Genomic DNA, 18,993 nt, shown 5'->3' on the forward strand with positions numbered 1-18,993 from the left:
CGCTGCGTCCGCGCCGTGTTGTGATTGAGAATAATTCGCATTCATCTTATGCTGCCGCCGCTGTCCCGAGGGGCAGCCCATCCCGACCCCCTCGTCTCTGCCGCCGCCTGAGACCCACTCCGCGCCGGAGCGTTCCGAATGTCCCGTTCTTCCCTTGCCCCGCGTCCGCGTGCGCTGCCTGCCGCGATCGCCCTGCTGCTGTCCGCCCCGGTGCTGGCCCAGACCTCCGACGCCGAGACCCGCGATGCGCAGGATCTCGACACCGTGCGCGTCACCGCCGAAGCCATTGCCCGCCAGGCGCTGGGCACCTCGGTGATCACGGTCGAGGACATCGAGCGTCGCCCGCCGGCGAACGATCTGTCGGAGCTGATCCGCACGATGCCGGGCGTGAACCTCACCGGTAACAGCTCGTCGGGCCAGTACGGCAACAACCGCCAGATCGACCTGCGCGGCATGGGCCCGGAGAACACGCTGATCCTGGTCGACGGCAAGCCGGTCGGCTCGCGCGATTCGATCCGCATGGGCCGCAGCGGCGAGCGCAACACGCGCGGTGACACCAACTGGGTGCCGGCCGAAGCGGTCGAGCGCATCGAAGTGCTGCGCGGCCCGGCGGCGGCGCGGTATGGCTCGGGCGCCTCGGGCGGCGTGGTCAACATCATCACCAAGCGTCCGACCGGCGACCTGACCGGCTCGCTGAGCCTGTTCGGCCAGGTGCCGCAGCACGGCGACGAAGGCGGCAGCCAGCGCGCCGGCGTGACCCTGAGCGGCCCGCTGACCGATGCGCTGTCGTTCCGGCTCTACGGCAACGTCAACAAGACCGACGCCGATTCGCTGGACCTCAACGCCGACTTCCTGACCGGCGCCGGCATCACCCCGCCGGCCGGCCGCGAAGGCGTGCGCAACAAGGATGTCAACGCCCTGCTGCGCTGGGACATCAACGACGCGCACGTGGTCGAGTTCGAAGCCGGCACCAGCCGCCAGGGCAACATCTACGCCGGCGACCGCGCGGTCAGCCTGGACGGCACGCCGCTGACGACCGAACTGGCCGAGACCAGCGCCGAGACCAACCGCATGTACCGCAACAGCGGCGCGATCACCCACCGCGGACGCTGGGGCGATGCGTCCTCGCGCCTGACGGTCGCGTTCGAAGGCACCAACAACAAGCGCCTCAACGAAGGCCTGGCCGGCGGCCCCGAAGGCACGATCGGCAATGCGATCGCGTGGTCGACCTCGCGCCTGCGCAACGCCAGCATCGACGGCGAGGTGAACCTGCCGACGACCATCGGCGCGGCCGAGCACATCTGGACCGTCGGCTTCGAACACCGCGACAGCGAGCTGGAAGATCCGTATTCGATGTCGCAGTCGGGCGGCAATGGCGGCGGCATTCCCGGCCTCGACCCCGCCCGCGGCGGCGGCAAGGCCGATGCGCAGACTTCGGCCGTGTTCGTCGAGGACAACATCTACGCCGGCGAGCGCTGGATCCTCACCCCGGGCGTGCGCTTCGACCACCACAGCCAGTTCGGCAACAACACCAGTCCCAGCCTCAACGTGCAGTTCGCGATCAACGACGATCTCAAGCTGAAGGGCGGCATCGCCCGCGCGTTCAAAGCGCCGAATCTCTACCAGTCGAACCCGAACTATCTGTATTACACGATGGGCTTCGGCTGCCCGGACAACTTTCCCAGCTTCGGTTCCGGCTGCTACGTCCTCGGCAATGCGGATCTCGATGCCGAGACCAGCATCAACAAGGAGATCGGCATCGAGTGGGCGCCGGTCTCCGGTCACCACGCGTCGCTGACGTATTTCCACAACGACTACAAGGACAAGGTGGTCGCCGGCGTCACGCCGATCGGGCAGACCCCCGGCATACCCGGCGCACGACCGCCGGTCCAGCCCGCGCGCATCTTCCAGTGGGAGAACGCGCCCGAGGCCGTGGTCTCGGGCCTGGAAGGCAACGTCAACATTCCGCTGATCGGCGAGCGCGGCAACGTGCTGAAGTGGAACAACAACGTCACCTACATGATCGAGAACGAGAACAAGGTGACCGGGCAGCCGCTGTCGGTGATTCCGGAATACACCGTCAACACCTCGCTCGACTGGCAGGCCACCGAGGCGCTGTCGCTGCTGCTGACCGGCACGTTTTACGGCCGCCAGGAACCGGCGACGCGCGACATCAACAACGACGACCGCTGCGCCGAGGCCGGTGCCGATTGCGTCGCCGTGCGCCAGGTACGCGAGCCGTACAACATCTGGGGCATCGGCGCGCGCTACCGCATCACGCCGACGGTCAGCCTGGGCGGCGGCGTCAACAACCTGCTCGACAAGCGCCTGTTCCGCGAATCCAACAGCCAGTACGCGGGCGCGGCGACCTACAACGAGCCGGGCCGCTCGTACTACGTGAGCATGAACATCGGGTTCTGACCCGCCCGCCGCACGCCGCAGGCCCATGCCTGCGGCGCGAATCTGGACGTACCCGGCGCGTCCCCCGAAGATCGGAGCCTGATCCACCACGATGTCACGCATGAACGTCCGCAGATCCAAGCCCCACCGCCCGCTCCGCCTGGCCACGCTCGCCGTGGCGGCGGGGCTGCTCGTCGGCCTGCAGGCGATCGCACCGCCGGCCGCTGCGCAGCAGCGCAATCCTGGACAGTCGATCGGCGAAACCGTCGCCGACCGCACGTCCGCGCATTACGCATTCCAGCGCTTCAACGTCAGCAGCGCCGACGGCCAGCGCACCTGGCGCGTGCACGTCGCCATCCCGAACACCCCTGCCCCCGACGCCGGCAGGCCGGCGTTCTGGATGCTGGACGGCAACGCCGCGCTGATCGAATTCGACGAAGCGCTGCTGGCCGAACTCGCCGCGCAACCGGTGCCGCATGCGCTGGTGTTCGTCGGCTACGACAACGACCTGCGCATCGATTCGGAAGCCCGCACGCGCGACTACACGCCCTTCGCCGGCGAACGCCCGGTGCGCGAGGGCGGCACGATCGTCGGCGGCGGCGGCGCGGACGCGATGCTGGAAATCCTCGAACGCAAGATCCGCCCGGAAGTGGCGCGGCGCGTGGCCACCGACCCGCAGCACCAGACCCTGTGGGGCCATTCGCTGGCCGGCCTGCTCACACTGCACACGCTGTACACCCGCACCGGCAGCTTCGACACCTACGCCGCCGGCAGCCCGTCGCTGTGGTGGGGCGACGGCGCCCTGCTCGGCGCACCGGAGCAGCGTTTCGTCGCCAACAACGCCGGCCAGCGCGCGCGCGTGCTGATCGGCCTCGGCGAAGGCGAACGCGTGCGCGACGTGGGCCATCGCGATCTCAACGATCCGCGCGTGCAGGTGCACCTGCGCCGCATCGAGGCCGCGCCGCCGGATTCGGCCGAGAAACTCGCCCAGCGTCTGTCCGACGTCGACGGCCTGCAGGTCGAGTACCGCGAATTTCCGCACCTGACCCACGGTCCGATGTTCCGCGCGTCACTGATGTGGGCGCTGCACGCGATCACCGGCGTCGCCGATCACAGCGACACGCCGAGCCACGCGGACGGCGTGGATCCGAACCGGTGAACGCAGGCGCGACGGACATTGAGGGTTACGTGGCGGATGCCGCGTATCCGATGCATTTCCATCGCGAACAGATGCCGGCGTGGCTGCACGCCACCGCCACCGCACTCGGTTTCCGCGCGCCCGATCTGGCGCAGCCCTATCGCTGGTGCGAACTCGGCAGCGGCGCAGGCCTGACCGCACTGGTCGCCGCGGCCTGCAATCCCTCGGGCCGTTTCACCGCCGTCGATGCCGACGCCGCGCAGATCACCCAGGCGCGCGACATTGCGGAGCGCGCAGGGCTGGCCAATCTCGAATTCGTCCACGCCGATCTGCGCGACTACGCGACGCACGATGGCGAGGCCTTCGATTTCATCGTCTCGCACGGCCTGTGGGCCTGGGTGTCGGACGCGGTGCGTGCATCCGTCCTGACGCTCGTCGAGCGGCGCCTCGCGCCCGGCGGTCTGCTCGCACTCGGCTACATGAGCCATCCTGGCGCCTCGCAGCTGCAGGGCGTGCAGCGTCTGCTGCACGAGGCAAGCCGCCATCTCGAAGGCGACACGGCATCGCGGACTGCCGCCGCGCTGTCGCTGCTGCGCGATCTTGCCGACGGCGGCGCGGGGTTCTTCGCCGAACATCCGGGCGCCACGCGCCAGCTCGATGCGATGGCGCGCGAACCTGCGGGCTACATCGCCCACGAATTCCTCGGCGCGCACTGGCAGCCGCAGCACGCTGCCGATGTGATCCGTGCCTTCGCCAGCGTGGGCTGCGGTTTTCTCGGCAGCGCGACGCCGATCGAGAACATCGATGCGTTGTCGATACCGGCTGCGCTGCAGGCGCGCCTGCGCACGCTGCCGCCGGGGCCGCTGGCCGAAACCGCACGCGACCTCGCGCGCAACCAGAGCCTGCGCCGCGATCTGTTCCAGCGCGACGCGCGCCGCCTCGACGACGCCGCGCATCTCGATTCACTCGATGCGCTGGTGTTCGCCGCCCTGCCCGGCGCGTCGACCGCGCTCACCGGCGATTTGCGCTTCGACACCCGCATCGGCCCGGTGACCGGTGCGCGTGATCTGTTCGCCCCGGCGCTCGACGCACTCGCGCAGGGGCCGCAGTCCTTCGCCGCGTTGCGGATGCGGGCGCCCTACGACGCTGCGCCGGGCCTGCTCAACCAGGCGCTGCAGGCGCTGGCGTGGGCCGGCTTCGTGCATGCCTGCCTGCCGTCAAGCCGCGACACATCGGCCGATGCGCTGGCGCGTCAACTGTCTCCGCTTCCGGGCGTTCCTGCGTTGACGCTGTTGCCGGCGATCGGGTCCGCCGCGCCACGCCGGGCGCCGCGATGAGCACCACCGCGCGGCCCGTTTTTCGTGTCTCCGCTCACCTTGCTGTTTCCTTCCGGCGATACGGAACGCCGGTCTAATCCACGCTCCAGGAGTTCTTCATGCAAAAGCTGTCCTCGCGTCGTCTGCGCCTCGCCGCCCTGTCCCTCGCCCTGTGTGCCGCTGTCGGCGCCGTGGGTGCGCAGGGATTCGGCCAGCCGGCCATCGACTTCAAGGGTGCCGTGCGCGCCGGTAGCCCGGTGATCAAGGCCGGCGATACGGTCGAACTCAACGGCAGCGGCTTCCAGCCGGGCCAGTCGGTCACGCTGCTGCGCGGCGAAACCGTGCTCAACGCCCAGCCCTACACGGCCGATGCCGAAGGCCGTTTCAAGGGCAATGTGCAGATCCCGGCCGATGCCGTGACCGGTCGTCACCCGGTCGTCGTGCGCGCCGCCAACCCGGATGCCGCCGTCGTGTTCGATCTGAAGATCTCCGAGGAACTGCCGCTGTCCGGCGCCGAGCGCTATGACGTCACCGCCAGCAAGCTGGTGCAGGGCCTGTACCAGGTCGCGCACAGCGAGGCATCGAATGCACTGTTCGTGACGGCTGCCGTGGGTCGTCCGCCGGTCACGCAGTCGGAACTGCTGAAGCTCGATCCCGACACGCTCGAAGTCACGGCGCGCGTCACGCCGGCCCAGGTCGAAGGTCAGACCGATGGCCGCGTGTACGCGGTCTACGGCGTGGCCGTCGACGACGTCAACGGCAATGTCTGGGTCACCAATACCCGCGACGATACGGTCGCGGTCTACAAGCAGTCCGACCTGTCGCTGGTCAAGCAGTTCGAGCCGGGTGTGCTGCCGCACGGCCGTGACGTGGTCGTGGACACCAAGGACAACCGCGTCTGGGCCAGCGGCTTCGGCGGCGGCAAGTTCGTGGCCTTCGACGCGAAGACGCTCGAGGTGGTGCAGGAGCTGACGGTGCCGTCAGGCGTGCGCGGCGAGGAGTTTGGGCCGATGGCACTGACCGTTGACCCGGTCGCCGGCAAGCTCTACTCGGTAGGCCTCTCGACCGGTGAGGTCGTCGTACTCGACGGTGCAACCGGCGCCGTGGACAAGATGTTCCGCTTCCCGTCCATCAATGGCGGCATCGGCGTCGCGATCGATCCGGAAGGCCGCCGTCTCTATGTCGCGGCGCAGGGCAGCGACAACCTCGTGATCGCCAACGCCGACACGGGTGAAGTGCTGCACGACGTCTATGTCGGCGCCGGCGCGGTCTACGTGGCGTTCGATCCGCACAGCAAGCTTGCCTACGTCTCCAGCCGCGGCGCTGGCACCGTCACGGCCGTCGACCCCAACGGCAACATCGTGGCCAACCTGGATGGCGGCACGTTCCCGAATCACGTCCTGCCGGTTGCGGACGGCACGGTGTACGCGATCAACAAGTCGCGTGGCGCCGACGATGCCGAAGGCGACCAGATTCGCCGGATCACGCCGAAAACCAACTAAAATCGTTGCCTCGCAGCGGCCGGATTCCGGTCCGGCCGCTGCTTTTTTTTTGCCGGGATGGAATTGCAGATGTCCGACCACCGCCTCCGCGCCCCTCTCGCCATCGCGCTCGCCTGTGCGCTGGCTGCCTGCTCGCCGTCACCCGGACCGACGCCGGCCGCTGACCCGGCCGCCACCGCGGCACCGGCCGCGGTCGATGCCCTGCCCGACGGCTGGCTGCACATCGCCGGCACCGATATTCCACGTGTCGAACGCTCGCAGCAGGACCTGCCGGTCACGGTGCAGTCCGACGACGGCGTCGAAGTCACGATCACCGATACCGCCCGCACGATCGTCGGCAACGACGACATCGTGATGGTCATGGATGCGCTGGGTCTGTCCGACCAGGTGTTCGCCGCGCCGACCAATGCCGTGACCGAGACCGGTCGCCAGGCGCAGCACCATTTCCTGTTCAACCGCACCACCGGCGTCGAAGGCATCCTCAGCCTCGACGGCACCCTGTTCGTCGGCAACAGCCTGCGCCGCCACGGCAAGCTGGCGCAGCCGCTGCGCGATGCCGGACAGACGCTGGTGATCCTCGACGAACTGCAGCCGATTCCCGAGAAGGTGCGCAAGCTCGCGACCGTGTTCGGCCATGCCGACGAAGGCGAGCAGCTCGCCGCCCAGGTGCAGCAGCAGCTCGACGAGGCCGCGCGCATCGCCGGCACCCACACGCGCAAGCCGCGCGTGATCCATGTCTCCGCCACCGGCGGCGGCGGTTCGCCGGCGGTCGCGGGCGCCGATACCGCAGCCGCGGGCATGATCCGCCTCGCCGGCGGCATCAACGTCGGCGACGAGGCCAAGGTCTCCAACTATTCGCAGCTCAGCAACGAAGGCATCGTCGCGGTCGAGCCCGAGGTGATCCTCGTCAGCGAGGACGACCTGCGCGTGTTCGGCGGCGAGGCCGGCCTGTGGAAGGCCTATCCGTCGCTGCAGCAGACGCCCGCCGGGTTCGCCAACCGCGTCTGGGTGATGCCCGACACGCAGCTCAAGGTCAGCAGCATCGGCGGCGGCGCAGGCGCGGTCGCGCTGGCGCAGGCGCTGTCCACGCTGGCCGCCACACTCGACGCACCGCCCGGCGCATGACCGGCGCGGCTGCGGCACGACGCACCGGCCTGGTCCGGCGACCGCCGGGCGGGCTGTTGTTCGCCGGCCTGCTCGCGCTGCTGGTGGTCGTGATCGTGCTGTCGTTCGGCATCGGCCCGCTCCGCATTCCGCCGGGTGACGTGGTCCACGTGATCGCGCACAAGCTGGACCTGGTTGAGGCCGGCGCGCTGAGCCAGCGCGACATCTCGGTGGTGTGGAACCTGCGCGTTCCGCGGGCGCTGCTGGCGGTGATCGTCGGCGCGTCGCTGGCGATGGCCGGCGCCGGCCTGCAGGGTCTGTTCGGCAATCCGCTGGCCGATCCCGGCATCGTCGGCGTGACCCACGGCGCCGCGCTGGGTGCGGTCGGCGCGATCGTGCTCGGCGTAACCGCCTTCGGCGCGTGGACGATTCCGGTGGCCGCGTTTCTCGGCGGCGCCGCGACGACGACGCTGATCTACGTCCTCGCCCGGCCCGATCGCGGCACCGGCACCGCAACGCTGTTGCTGGTCGGCATCGCGATCGCGGCGGCGTGTTCGGCGGCGATCGGCTTCTTCACCTACATCGCCGATGCCGACGAGCTGCAGTCGCTGGTGTTCTGGCAGATGGGCTCGCTGGCGATGGCGAACTGGAATTCGATGCTGGCCGCGCTGCCCGCGTTCGCGCTGGGCGCCATCGCGCTGCGTGCGCTGGCGACGCCGCTGGACATGCTGGCGCTCGGCGAGCGCCAGGCGCAGCACATCGGTCTGGACGTCAAACGCGCGCGGCTGATGCTGATCGCGGTCTGCGCCCTGCTGGTCGGCTCGGCGGTCGCGTTCGCCGGTGTGGTCGGTTTCGTCGGCCTCGTCGTGCCGCATTTCGTGCGCCTGCTGGCCGGCCCCGGCCATCGCTGGCTGGTGCCGCTGTCGGCGGTCGCCGGCGGCCTGCTGATCGTCGTCGCCGATACCGCCGCGCGCAGCCTCGATCCGCCGTCGGAGATTCCGCTGGGCCTGTTCTCAGCCGCACTCGGTGCGCCGTTCTTCCTGTGGCTGGTGCTGCGCCGCAAGGGCACCGCATGAGTCACGACGCACACGACGCCGCGCAGGACGTGCTGGCACTCGACGGCGTGAGCGTGCGCATCGACGGCCGCGCGATTCTCGATGCGGTCGACCTGCGCTTCGCACGCGGCACGCTGAGCGCACTGGTCGGCCCGAATGGCGCCGGCAAGTCGACCCTGCTCGCGGTCGCCAGCGGCGATCTGGTGCCTGCCGCCGGCCGCGTGCGCCTGTCGGGCGCCGAGTTGCGCGACTGGAAGGCACGTCCGCTTGCGCGCGAACGCAGCGTGCTGCCGCAGGACCACGCGGTGCGTTTCGGTTTCAGCGTGCGCGAAGTCGTCGCGATGGGCCGCCTGCCGCATGCGCCGGATCCGGACGCCGATGCGCACATCGTCGAGGCTGCGCTGCGCTCGGCCGATGTGCTGCACTTCGACGGTCGCGACGTGCAGACGCTGTCCGGCGGCGAAGCCTCGCGCACCGCGTTCGCCCGCGTGCTGGCACAGACCACGCCGGTCGTCTTCCTCGATGAGCCCACGGCCGCGCTGGACCTGCAACACCAGGAAGCCGTGCTGCGCATCGCGCGCGGCCTGGCCGACGACGGCGCCTGCGTGATCGTCGTGCTGCACGATCTGAACCTCGCCGCCGGCTACGCCGATCGCATCGTGATGCTGCACCAGGGCCGCATTGCCGCCGACGGCAGCCCACGCGAGGTGCTGACCCGGACGACGATCGAACGCGTCTACGCCCAGCCGGTGCTCGTCCTCGAGCACCCGACCCGCGGCGTGCCGCTGGTCGTCAGCGACGATCCGCGCAGCGACCGCTGAGGTCGTCCCGCGCGAGTCGGACTGTGTGTCCGGCTGGCCGCGCTTGCGCACCGGAGCGGCGCTGCGAAGCCCGTTTCCACTCTGACGTCATGTCCTCACGCGCGGCCCGCCGCGTGATGTCGCCGCGTTTTGCCCGCGTCATCTGCTTCCCGACCGGAGCAGGCGACGCGAAACGTCAGCGCGCGCATGCCGTGACGCCGACGCCCTGCGCCGTCCGTCGCCACCGTCTGGCACCCGCCCGCCGCCGGGCGCATCATCGGCCCGGTCCGTATCCGTCAGGAGATCCGCGATGGCCGCACGCGCTGGTTCCACGATCATTCCCTGCCTGCGCTACGACGATGCGCCCCGCATGATCGACTGGCTCTGCCGGGCCTTCGGTTTCGAGGCCCAGGCGGTGCACGCCGACGGCGACACAGTGCACCACGCGCAACTCGTCTTCGGCACCGGCATGCTGATGCTGGGGTCCACGCAACGCGGCAGCGCCTGGGGCGATCTGATCACCCAGCCGCGCGACATCGACGGCCGCACCACGCAGAGTCCCTGCGTGGTCGTGACCGACACCGATGCGCACTACGCCCGCGCGAAAGCCGCCGGCGCGCAGATCGTGCAGGACATTGCCGACCAGCCTTACGGCGGCCGCGGCTACTCATGCCGCGATCCGGAAGGCCATCTGTGGTGGTTCGGCAGCTACGACCCGTGGTCGGAATGAGATTGCAAACGCCTGTGGGAGCGCGCTCGCGCGCGAAGAAGCTCTATCGACAAAGCCTCTTCGCGCGCGAGCGCGCTCCCACAAGAGCGATCAGCGCTCGCGCAGACGCAGCACCACCGGCGCGACCTGCGCCTGGCGTCCGAGCGCTTCGCCGACATCGGCCAGCCGCTGGGCCAGGGCCTCGGCTTCGTCGGCGCGCAGCGTCGCGTGTCCGACCTTGCGTCCGTCGCGCGCCTGCTTGCCGTAGTCGTGCCAGTGCCCGCCAGCCGTCGACAGTACGGGCGCGGCATCGGGCATCGCGCCGATCCAGTTGAGCATGCAGACCACGCCGCGCACGGCGGTATCGCCGAGCGGCAGGCCCAGCACGGCGCGCAGGTGGTTCTGGAACTGCGAGGTCTCCGCGCCTTCGATCGTCCAGTGCCCGGAGTTGTGCACGCGCGGCGCCAGTTCGTTGGCCAGCAGCTCGCCATCGCGGCAGAACAACTCCAGTGCGAACACGCCGACGTAGTCGAGGCGCTCGGCGATCGCGCGGGCATGCGACATCGCAGTCGACTGCAGCGCCGCATCGACACGCGCCGGCGCAAGACTCGCCGACAGCACACCGTCGACGTGCCAGTTCTCGGTCAGCGGCCACGCGCGGAACTCGCCGTCGCGGCCGCGAACGGCGACCACGCTGAGTTCGCGCTGGAATGCGACGAAGCCCTCGAGAATCAACCCGACCGCTGCCGCCTGTCCGCCGAGCGCCTGCCAGGCGGCGTCGACATCGGCCGGCGACTTGATCCGGAACTGGCCCTTGCCGTCATAGCCCAGGCGTCGCGTCTTGAGGATGCAGGGCGTGCCGATGCGCTGGACCGCGGCATCGAGATCCTCGCGCGTGGCGACATCGGCGAAGTCCGGCACCGGAATGCCGAGTTCGCGGAACAGGGTCTTCTCGGCCAGCCGGTCCTGGGTCAGCGCCAGCGCGCCGGGATTCGGGAACACCGGCACGCGCTCGGCCAGCCAGCGCGCGCTCTCGGCGGGCACGTTCTCGAAATCGAAGGTCGCCACGTCCACCTGTGCGGCAAATTCGGCCAGCGCAGCCTCGTCGCGGTAGTCGCCCACCAGCAGCGGCGCGAACTGGCCGGCGCAGGCGTCGGACGCGGTGTCCATGACCAGGAAGCGCAGGCCCAGCGGTGCGCCTGACAGTGCGAGCATGCGCGCCAGCTGGCCGCCGCCGAGAATGCCGACGGTCGTCGTAGCCCTGTCCGCAGCGCTCATCGACGCGGATCGTCGTTGGCGGTCACGTCATCGGTCTGCTGCTGACGGAAAGCATCCAGCGCGGCGGCGACAGCGGCATCGTCGGCGGCCAGCAAGGCGGCCGCGAACAGCGCCGCGTTGGCCGCGCCGGCATTGCCGATCGCGAACGTGGCCACCGGAATGCCGGCCGGCATCTGCACGATGGACAGCAGCGAATCCAGGCCGTTGAGCGCCTTGGACTGCACCGGCACACCGAGCACCGGCACGGCGGTCTTGGCGGCGATCATGCCCGGCAGATGGGCCGCGCCGCCTGCGCCGGCGATGATCGCGCGCAGGCCGCGCGACTTCGCACTGGCGGCGTAGTCGAACAGCACGTCCGGCGTGCGATGCGCGGACACCACGCGGACTTCATGCGCGACGCCGAGCTGGTCGAGCTTCTGCGACGCGTGCTGCATCGTCTCCCAGTCGGAGCGCGAGCCCATCACGATGCCGATCTTCGGCGGGGTGGTGCTGGTGGTCATGATCGGTTCCCGGCCACAAAGACGCATTTTATCGTGTTCGCCGCGTCGCGTCGGCCCCGATCCACCTGCCGCGACACGGCCCCCGCCCCGGGCGCGCATCGAACGGACCGCCGGAGTGGAGTGCTACGCTGTCGCGCTCCCGTTTCCACGCCTCCAGATGCCGCCCATGGACCGCAAGCTGCTCGACATTCTCGTCTGCCCCGCCAGCCGCCAGCCGCTCGCGCTGCTCGACCGCGCCGGCCTCGATGCGCTGAACGCGGCGATCGCCGCCGGCGGCATCCAGCGCGAGGACGGCAACGCCCAGGCCGAGGCGATTCGCGAGGCCCTGGTGACCCACGACCGCAAGCGCGTGTACCGCGTCGACGACGGCATTCCGGTGCTGCTGGTCGAAGACGGCATCGCGACCGGCCAGGTCGCGGATTTCCCCAAGGCATGACCGCCGACGACCGCCACGGCATTCCGCACGCGGCGGTCGCCGCGGACGTCGCCGCGGCCCTGGCCGAGGACATCGGCAGTGGCGACGTCACCGCCGCCCTGCTGCCCGACGGCGCCGACGTCGCCTATCTGCTGTGCAAGGCCGACGCCGTCGTCTGCGGGCGTCCCTGGTTCGACGCCTGCCACCGCGCCCTCGATCCCGACGTGCGCATCGCCTGGCGCGTGGACGAAGGCGACCGGGTCGTGGCCGGCACCGTGCTGGCGACCCTGCAGGGCCGTTCGCGCGCCCTCGTCAGCGCCGAGCGCGCATCGCTGAACTTCATGCAGACCCTGAGCGCGACCGCGACCGCTACCGCCCGGCACGTCGAGGCCGTCGCGGGCACCGGCACGCGCATTCTCGACACGCGCAAGACCCTGCCCGGCCTGCGCCTGGCGCAGAAGTACGCGGTCCGCGTCGGCGGCGGGCACAACCATCGCATCGGGCTCTACGACGCGGTGATGCTCAAGGAAAACCACATCCGCGCCGCCGGCGGCATCGCCGAAGCGATCGCGCAGGCGCGCGTGCAGTCGCCGACGCTGCCGTTGATCGTCGAAGTCGAGACCCTGGACGAACTGCGCGCAGCGCTGACCGCGGGCTGCACCCGCGTGCTGATCGACGATTTCGATGCGGACACGCGCCGCGAGGCCGTGCGGATCGCGCACGCTGCACCGTTCGACGGGCGTATTCCGCTGGAGGTGTCCGGCGGCGTCGATCTGGCCGGCCTGCGCGCGATCGCCGACGACGGTGTGGACTGCATCTCGATCGGCGGCCTGACCAAGCACGTCCATGCGATCGACCTGTCGCTGAAACTGGGCCCACCACCGGGCTGACCGCACGCCCGCAGAACTCTGCGGGATCACATCCGCGGATATCGGCGCGACATTTGCCCGCTGAGCCGCATCGCGCGAGCGCGCGGCCACGGATCGCGGCCATACTGGTCGCCCACCCATTGCAGTCGCCACCGTTCGCCCATGCCCGACTTCCCGACGATGATCTTCGTGATGCTGGCCGCGTTCGCGGTGTTCCAGTGGTGGAGCGCATCGCGCGCGGCGGCCGAACGCGCGGGCCAGCTGGGCCGCGAGGCCTGCGAACGGGCCGGGGTGCAATGGCTGGACCAGAGCGTGCATGCCTACGCGACGCGATTGCGGCGTGGCGACGATGGCCGACTCGGGTTCGAACGCAGTTTCCGCTTCGACTATTCCGACGACGGCATCCAGCGTCATATCGGCCATCTGGTCCTGCGCGGTGAGCAGCTGATCGCGTTCAGCGGCCCGGTGCGACCGCAGGTGGCCTCGCTGCACTGAGGCAGGCGCTGCGGGCTGCGTGCTTGAGCGCTCGTGATGGCGTCGTGTCCGTCTGCACCGCAGTGCCGGCGGACCACGGATGCCCGAACACCGAGCCCCGCAACTCCGGTGGCCGCACGCGATATGCAGCCGCAAAGTCTTCGGAATCAGATGCCGGGCTTTCGAGTGATCCACGCGAGCTGCCACCCGCGGCGCGATTCAACGCATCCGCGCCTCGCATGCAGACGCTGTATGTGCGCCGCGCCCGACCAGCGCGCGGCGGCCGCAAACCGGCTTACTTCACCACGCGCAGATGGCCGCGCCGCGGCTCGGACGGCGGATCGTTGCCATCGGGCGGATCGTCGGGACCGTCGCCGTCGACCGCTTCGAGCTGCGGCCGCTCGTCGGGCATCCCGTCATCGATCGACTCGTCATCGGCCGGACCCGCGATGTCCTCGGGCAGCGCCATGCCCTGCCCGGTCTCGCGGGCGTAGATCGCCAGCACGGCCGGGATCGGCACCATGACCGCCTGGCTGACGCCGCCGAAGCGTGCGGAAAACCGCACGCCCTCGTTGTCCAGCTCCAGCCGGGCGACCGCGCGGTCGGCGATGTTGAGCACGACGCGGCCGTCCTTGACGGTATGCGCGGGCACCCGCACGCCGGGCTGCCGCGCATCCACGAGGATGTGCGGCGTCATGCCGTTGTCGGCAATCCATTCGTACAGCGCCCGCAGCAGATACGGGCGGTGGCTGGTCATTGCAGGCGATCGATCCGTCATGCGGACATTCTAACGATTCACCGGAATGTCCGCCTGCAACGCCATCACGGACGCATCCTTCAGTCCGGCAGCTGACGCAGGCCACGCTCCTGGTGCGTGAGGCTGCGGACGAAGCCGGGGCTGCGGAAGATGCGGTTGCCGTAGTCCTCGATCGCCTTGGCGCCGTCCTTGGGCAACGGGATGTCCAGCGCATGCAGACGCCAGACGATCGGCGCCATCGCGCAGTCGGCCAGGCTCATTTCGGGATTGAGGAAGAACTTGCTGGCCTTGAACAGCGGCACCGCTGCGGTGACCAGTTCCTTCAGGCGCTTGCGCGCCGCTTCGGCCTGGGCCTTGTTGCCCAGCTGGATCGCCTGCACCTGCGGCACCCAGTCGTGCTCGATGCGCAGCATCGCCAGGCGCAGCCGCGCGCGCGACAGCGGATCGACCGGCATCAGTGGCGGATGCGGGTAGCGTTCGTCGAGGTATTCGCTGACCACACTGGCCGCGTACAACACCAGCTCGCGCTCGACCAGAGTCGGCACCGAGTGGTACGGGTTGAGGTCGATCAGATCCTCGGACGGATTCTGGGGATCGACCACGACCATGTCGTAGGTGACGCCCTTGGCCGCGAGCACGAGGCGCGCCCGATGGCACAGCACATCATCGACCGAGGAAAACAATGTCAGGACGTTTCGCATGGATGCACTCACGGCCGTCGTCGGCCTTCCGGAGGCTGGATCCGCCAGCCCCTGACGCCGGCTGCCCCTCGCAGACGGTCGTCGCGGTCCCGAGTCTCGCATTTCCCCGCCGCGCCCGGCAATGCCGTCCGGGCCGCACGTATCGCCCCTTTCCAGGGGCGGCACGCTCAGTGGACGTCGCGCCAGTATTCCTTCTTCAGAAGCCAGGCCAGGAACGTGAGGAACGTCAGGAACAGCAGTACCCAGACGCCGAGTTGCTGGCGCTTGAGCGCGGCCGGCTCGCCGACGTACTCGAGGAACGTGGTGATGTCGCGCACGGTCTGGTCGAACTGCTGCGCGTTCTGGGTGCCGGCCGAGCCGAGCTCGAGATGGGCGACCGCAGGCTCCCCGCCCTCGTCCGCTTCACCGTGCACCGCATGCTGCAGACCCTGCATCTCCCACAGCGGGTTGGGCATCGAAGCGTTCGGGAACAACGCGTTGTTCCAGCCCAGCGGGCGGGTCTCGTCGATGTAGAACGACTTGAGGTAGGTGTAGACCCAGTCGCTGCCGCGCACCCGCGTGATCAGGCTCAGGTCGGGCGGCGTCTGGCCGAACCACTGCGCGGACTGCTCGGCCGGCATCGACGAGATGATGTGCTCGCCGTAGGCCGCGCCGGTGAGGTTGAGGTTGTTCATCACCTCGTCCTCGGTCAGCCCCAGGTCCTCGGCCATGCGCGAGTAGCGCATGAACTTCAGCGAGTGGCAGCCGGCGCAGTAGTTCATGTATAGCTGCGCGCCGCGCTGCAGCGAGGCCCGGTCCCCGATGTCGGTGCCGGACTGCTCCACCGGCCCACCGGCCGCCGCCAGCGCGCCGAACGACAGCAGCAGGCCCGCAGCGGCGGTGACGATGCGCGCGAGGCACATGCGGGCGAAGGCGTGGTCAGTCATGCAGCGTCACCCGGTCCGGCACGGCCTTGGTCCTGTCGAGCTTGGTCCAGACCGGCATCGTGATGAAGAACGCGAAATACAGGAAGGTCAGCACCCGGCCGATGATCGTCTCCACCGGATCGGTACCCGGACCGGCGCCGATCTTGCCGAGCCAGATGAAGCACACCACCAGCAGCGCGAGCATGATCTTGGTGATCGGGCCGCGGTAGCGGTGCGAGCGCACCTTGCAGCGGTCCAGCCACGGCACCAGGAACAGGATCGCGATCGCGCCGAACATCACCAGCACGCCGCTGAGCTTGTGCGGCACCACGCGCAACATCGCGTAGTACGGCGTGTAGTACCAGACCGGCTTGATGTGCTCGGGCGTCACCAGGCGGTTGGCCTCGGTGAAGTTGTCGTGCTCGAGGAACCAGCCGCCGAACGCCGGCGCGAAGAAGATGATGAAGGCCGCGATGATCAGGAAGAAGCAGACGTAGAAGCCGTCCTTGACCGTGTAGTACGGGTGGAACGGGATGCCGTCGGCCGGCGCGGTCTTCGACCAGCGGTTGCCCTTCGGACCCTTCTTGATCTCGACACCGTCGGGATTGTTCGAGCCCACTTCATGCAGCGCGCCCAGATGCAGCACGACCAGCAGCAGCAGCACCAGCGGCAGTGCGATCACGTGCAGGGCGAAGAAGCGGTTGAGCGTGGCGTCGCTGGGCAGGTAGTCGCCCATGATCCATTCGGTCAGGCCATTGCCGATCACCGGAATCGCGCCGAACAGCGAGATGATGACCTTCGCGCCCCAGAACGACATCTGGCCCCACGGCAGCACGTAGCCGAGGAAGGCTTCGGCCATCAGCACCAGATAGATCAGCATGCCGAGGATCCACACCAGCTCGCGCGGCTTCTTGTAACTGCCGTACATCAGGCCGCGGAACATGTGGATGTAGACCACGATGAAGAACAGCGACGCACCCGTGGAGTGCATGTAGCGGATCAGCCAGCCCCACTCCACGTCGCGCATGATGTATTCGACCGAGGCGAAGGCATCCGCCGCGCTCGGCTTGTAGTGCATCGTCAGGAAGATGCCGGTCAGGATCTGGTTGACCAGCACGACCAGCGACAGCACGCCGAAGATGTACCAGATGTTGAAGTTCTTCGGCGCGTAGTACTCGGTCATGTGCTTGCGGTACATCGGCATCAAAGCCGGTGCGCGCTCGGTGACCCAGTTGAAGACGCCGTGGGCGCCGCGGACGAGGACGTTGGCCATCAGGCGGCTCCCTCCGGATCGACACCGATGACCAGCGTGTTGTCATCCGCGTAGTGGTGCGGCGGTACCAGCAGGTTGGTCGGCGCAGGCACGCCGTCGTAGACGCGGCCGGCCATGTCGAACTTCGACTTGTGACAGGGGCAGAAATAGCCGCCCTTCCAGTTGGCGTCGAACGGGGCCGGACGGATCTCGGCGACCATTTCCGGCGAGCAGCCCAGATGCGTGCACAGACCGACCAGCACCGAGATGTCGGCCTTGATCGAGCGCAGCTCGGGATTGGCCTCCAGCACGTAGGTCGGCTGCTGTTCGAGGTTGGTCGATTCGGGATCGCGCAGCTGGCTGTCGAGCGTCGGCAACGCCTCGAGGATCGCCTTGGAGCGCTTGACGATCCAGATCGGCTGGCCCCGCCACTCGGCGATCAGGCGTTGCCCTTCCTCGAGCGCGCTGATGTCCACCGTCACCGGTGCACCCGCCAGCTTGGCGCGTGCGCTCGGATTCCAGGACTTGATGAAGGGGATCGCGGTGATGCCCGCGCCCACCGCACCGACCACGAGCGTGCTGGCCGTCAGAAAGCGGCGCCGCCCCTCATTGACCGGGTCTTCTCCCCCACCAGGCCCGACCACCGTTTCGTCGACCATCCGGTACTCCGCTCTCGTTTTCGGTAGCTGTTGTGTACTGGCTGCCTCAGACCGGCGCTGATTCCCTGCGCTGGCCGCAAAACACGCCCGAGTGTAGCGGAACCCTGAATCCAGCGACAATCGGTCGCAGGCCCGCCGTGATCAGCGGCTCGCGAGCTGGCCGCGGTAGCGCTCGGCCAGGGTGCCGACACGGACCACGTAGCGCTGGGTCTCGGCGTAGGGCGGCACGCCCTTGTGTCGGGCCACCGCCCCTTCGCCGGCGTTGTAGCCCGCCGCGGCCAGGGTCAGATCGCCGTTGAAGCGCTTCAGCAGCCAGGCGAGGTACTCCACGCCGCCGCGGATGTTCTGCTCGGGGTCGTAGGCGTTGACCACGCCGAAGCGGCGCGCCGTCGCCGGCATCAGCTGCATCAGGCCCTGGGCGCCGGCCCGCGACAGCGCGTTCGGATTGAACGCGGACTCGGCATGCATGATCGCGCGCACGATCGCTTCTTCGACCCCGAAATCGCGCGAGGCCCGGGCGATCTCGTCGCGGAAGGCGGTCTGGTTCAGGCGCACGTTGCCGAAGTTCACCCCCGGCGCCGCGCCGCAGGCGTAGCAGGTCTCGAAGAAGCTGTAGTTGATCGTGCGGACCGCCGCCACCTGGGCGCCGCCCGATGGCCGACTGCTGCTGTAGTGGCGCACGCCGTCCTTGACGTACGAATACACCTGCCCCTGCTGCAGGCGACGTTGACCCGCGCTGGCACCCGATGCGGCCGTGGTCCGGGCCGGTGTCGGCGCCGGTGTGGCGGCGGGCGCCGAGGCGGGCGTCGACACTGCGGCTGCGGGTGCGCCTGCCGTGCCACCCATGAAGGTCGCCGGTGCGCCGCTGTCGACGTTCGAAGGGGCCGCTGCGGGCACGGAAGCAGGTGTCGCGCGCGCGGCGGACGCCCCTGCACTGCGACTCGGCGGCGGCGGCGCGCCACCCACGACCCGGCAACTCGCACCGCTGACACGCTTGCTGACGTACTGGGGAATGCCGTCGCCGGTGTCGCAGCGATACAGCGAGCTGCCGGCAACCGGAAAGGCCGCCAGCAGACCGAGCGCCACGATGAGTCCCCATCCCCGTTTCACGTCGCGGAGTGTCCACGCTTCCGCGGCGCTTGCCAAGTCCTTGATTGTG

At 69.2% G+C, this 18,993-nt stretch carries 19 protein-coding genes; 11 read left to right on the forward strand and 8 right to left on the reverse strand.

The features are described from left to right. Positions 1–138 precede the first annotated feature (138 nt). The 8 genes from AC3A5K_RS05240 (at position 139) to AC3A5K_RS05275 (ending at position 10,045) form a co-directional block, all read left to right on the forward strand. Positions 139–2,421 carry a TonB-dependent siderophore receptor gene (locus AC3A5K_RS05240; RefSeq protein ID WP_487616465.1) on the forward strand — a complete coding sequence of 761 codons (2,283 nt, stop codon included), beginning with the start codon at positions 139–141 and terminating at the stop codon, positions 2,419–2,421. Positions 2,422–2,521: 100 nt separating this feature from the next. Then, positions 2,522–3,559 carry an alpha/beta hydrolase gene (locus tag AC3A5K_RS05245; protein ID WP_487616466.1) on the forward strand — a complete coding sequence of 346 codons (1,038 nt, stop codon included), beginning with the start codon at positions 2,522–2,524 and terminating at the stop codon, positions 3,557–3,559. Beyond that, positions 3,556–4,875: a class I SAM-dependent methyltransferase gene (locus tag AC3A5K_RS05250; RefSeq protein ID WP_487616467.1), complete on the forward strand. Its 1,320-nt coding sequence runs from the start codon at positions 3,556–3,558 to the stop codon at positions 4,873–4,875. Before AC3A5K_RS05245 ends, AC3A5K_RS05250 begins: the two co-directional genes overlap by 4 nt. 98 nt (positions 4,876–4,973) lie before the next feature. Further along, positions 4,974–6,356: an ATP-binding protein gene (locus AC3A5K_RS05255; RefSeq protein ID WP_487616468.1), complete on the forward strand. Its 1,383-nt coding sequence runs from the start codon at positions 4,974–4,976 to the stop codon at positions 6,354–6,356. 69 nt (positions 6,357–6,425) lie between these two features. After that, positions 6,426–7,481: a heme/hemin ABC transporter substrate-binding protein gene (locus tag AC3A5K_RS05260; protein ID WP_487616469.1), complete on the forward strand. Its 1,056-nt coding sequence runs from the start codon at positions 6,426–6,428 to the stop codon at positions 7,479–7,481. Continuing rightward, positions 7,478–8,536, forward strand: coding sequence for a FecCD family ABC transporter permease (locus AC3A5K_RS05265; RefSeq protein ID WP_487616470.1), 1,059 nt, complete (start codon positions 7,478–7,480; stop codon positions 8,534–8,536). The genes AC3A5K_RS05260 and AC3A5K_RS05265 overlap by 4 nt, the downstream gene beginning before the upstream one ends. Next, on the forward strand, positions 8,533–9,336 hold the full coding sequence (locus AC3A5K_RS05270) for a heme ABC transporter ATP-binding protein (protein ID WP_487616471.1): 804 nt from the start codon (positions 8,533–8,535) through the stop codon (positions 9,334–9,336). Before AC3A5K_RS05265 ends, AC3A5K_RS05270 begins: the two co-directional genes overlap by 4 nt. Before the next feature lie 289 nt (positions 9,337–9,625). Next, entirely contained in the window at positions 9,626–10,045 is a 420-nt protein-coding gene (locus tag AC3A5K_RS05275) for a VOC family protein (RefSeq protein ID WP_487616472.1), read from the forward strand. A gap of 90 nt (positions 10,046–10,135) precedes the next feature. Here the strand turns inward: AC3A5K_RS05275 and AC3A5K_RS05280 are convergent, their stop codons facing one another. Both AC3A5K_RS05280 and purE read right to left on the reverse strand, forming a co-directional pair. After that, positions 10,136–11,302 carry a 5-(carboxyamino)imidazole ribonucleotide synthase gene (locus AC3A5K_RS05280; protein WP_487616473.1) on the reverse strand — a complete coding sequence of 389 codons (1,167 nt, stop codon included), beginning with the start codon at positions 11,300–11,302 and terminating at the stop codon, positions 10,136–10,138. Beyond that, positions 11,299–11,802: a 5-(carboxyamino)imidazole ribonucleotide mutase gene (purE, locus tag AC3A5K_RS05285; protein WP_487616474.1), complete on the reverse strand. Its 504-nt coding sequence runs from the start codon at positions 11,800–11,802 to the stop codon at positions 11,299–11,301. The genes AC3A5K_RS05280 and purE overlap by 4 nt, the downstream gene beginning before the upstream one ends. Before the next feature lie 166 nt (positions 11,803–11,968). On the opposite strand from purE, the gene AC3A5K_RS05290 reads away from it, so the two are divergent. The 3 genes from AC3A5K_RS05290 to AC3A5K_RS05300 all read left to right on the forward strand — a co-directional run bounded on the left by AC3A5K_RS05290 (position 11,969) and on the right by AC3A5K_RS05300 (position 13,581). Next, complete coding sequence (locus AC3A5K_RS05290) at positions 11,969–12,238, forward strand: Trm112 family protein (RefSeq protein WP_487616475.1); 270 nt, start codon at positions 11,969–11,971, stop codon at positions 12,236–12,238. Continuing rightward, positions 12,235–13,107, forward strand: a complete 873-nt coding sequence (gene nadC / locus AC3A5K_RS05295; protein WP_487616476.1) for a carboxylating nicotinate-nucleotide diphosphorylase — start codon at positions 12,235–12,237, stop codon at positions 13,105–13,107. The genes AC3A5K_RS05290 and nadC overlap by 4 nt, the downstream gene beginning before the upstream one ends. A 141-nt stretch (positions 13,108–13,248) precedes the next feature. Further along, positions 13,249–13,581, forward strand: a complete 333-nt coding sequence (locus tag AC3A5K_RS05300; RefSeq protein WP_487616477.1) for a DUF3301 domain-containing protein — start codon at positions 13,249–13,251, stop codon at positions 13,579–13,581. Between the two features lie 274 nt (positions 13,582–13,855). Here AC3A5K_RS05300 and AC3A5K_RS05305 read toward each other — a convergent pair whose 3' ends face one another. The 6 genes from AC3A5K_RS05305 to AC3A5K_RS05330 all read right to left on the reverse strand — a co-directional run bounded on the left by AC3A5K_RS05305 (position 13,856) and on the right by AC3A5K_RS05330 (position 18,944). After that, complete coding sequence (locus AC3A5K_RS05305; protein ID WP_487616478.1) at positions 13,856–14,338, reverse strand: ClpXP protease specificity-enhancing factor; 483 nt, start codon at positions 14,336–14,338, stop codon at positions 13,856–13,858. A 59-nt stretch (positions 14,339–14,397) separates the two neighbouring features. After that, complete coding sequence (locus AC3A5K_RS05310; protein WP_487616479.1) at positions 14,398–15,018, reverse strand: glutathione S-transferase N-terminal domain-containing protein; 621 nt, start codon at positions 15,016–15,018, stop codon at positions 14,398–14,400. Between the two features lie 167 nt (positions 15,019–15,185). Further along, a complete protein-coding gene (locus tag AC3A5K_RS05315; protein WP_487617057.1) occupies positions 15,186–15,920 on the reverse strand; it encodes a cytochrome c1 in 735 nt (244 codons plus the stop codon). A 16-nt stretch (positions 15,921–15,936) separates the two neighbouring features. After that, positions 15,937–17,196: a cytochrome b gene (locus AC3A5K_RS05320; RefSeq protein WP_487616480.1), complete on the reverse strand. Its 1,260-nt coding sequence runs from the start codon at positions 17,194–17,196 to the stop codon at positions 15,937–15,939. Then, positions 17,196–17,834 carry a ubiquinol-cytochrome c reductase iron-sulfur subunit gene (petA, locus tag AC3A5K_RS05325; protein ID WP_487616481.1) on the reverse strand — a complete coding sequence of 213 codons (639 nt, stop codon included), beginning with the start codon at positions 17,832–17,834 and terminating at the stop codon, positions 17,196–17,198. Before petA ends, AC3A5K_RS05320 begins: the two co-directional genes overlap by 1 nt. Before the next feature lie 141 nt (positions 17,835–17,975). After that, positions 17,976–18,944 (reverse strand): lytic transglycosylase domain-containing protein, encoded by a 969-nt coding sequence (locus tag AC3A5K_RS05330; RefSeq protein WP_487616482.1) that lies wholly within the window; start codon positions 18,942–18,944, stop codon positions 17,976–17,978. Positions 18,945–18,993: the final 49 nt, after the last annotated feature.

The organism is Luteimonas sp. Soil_C_5, assembly GCF_057656615.1.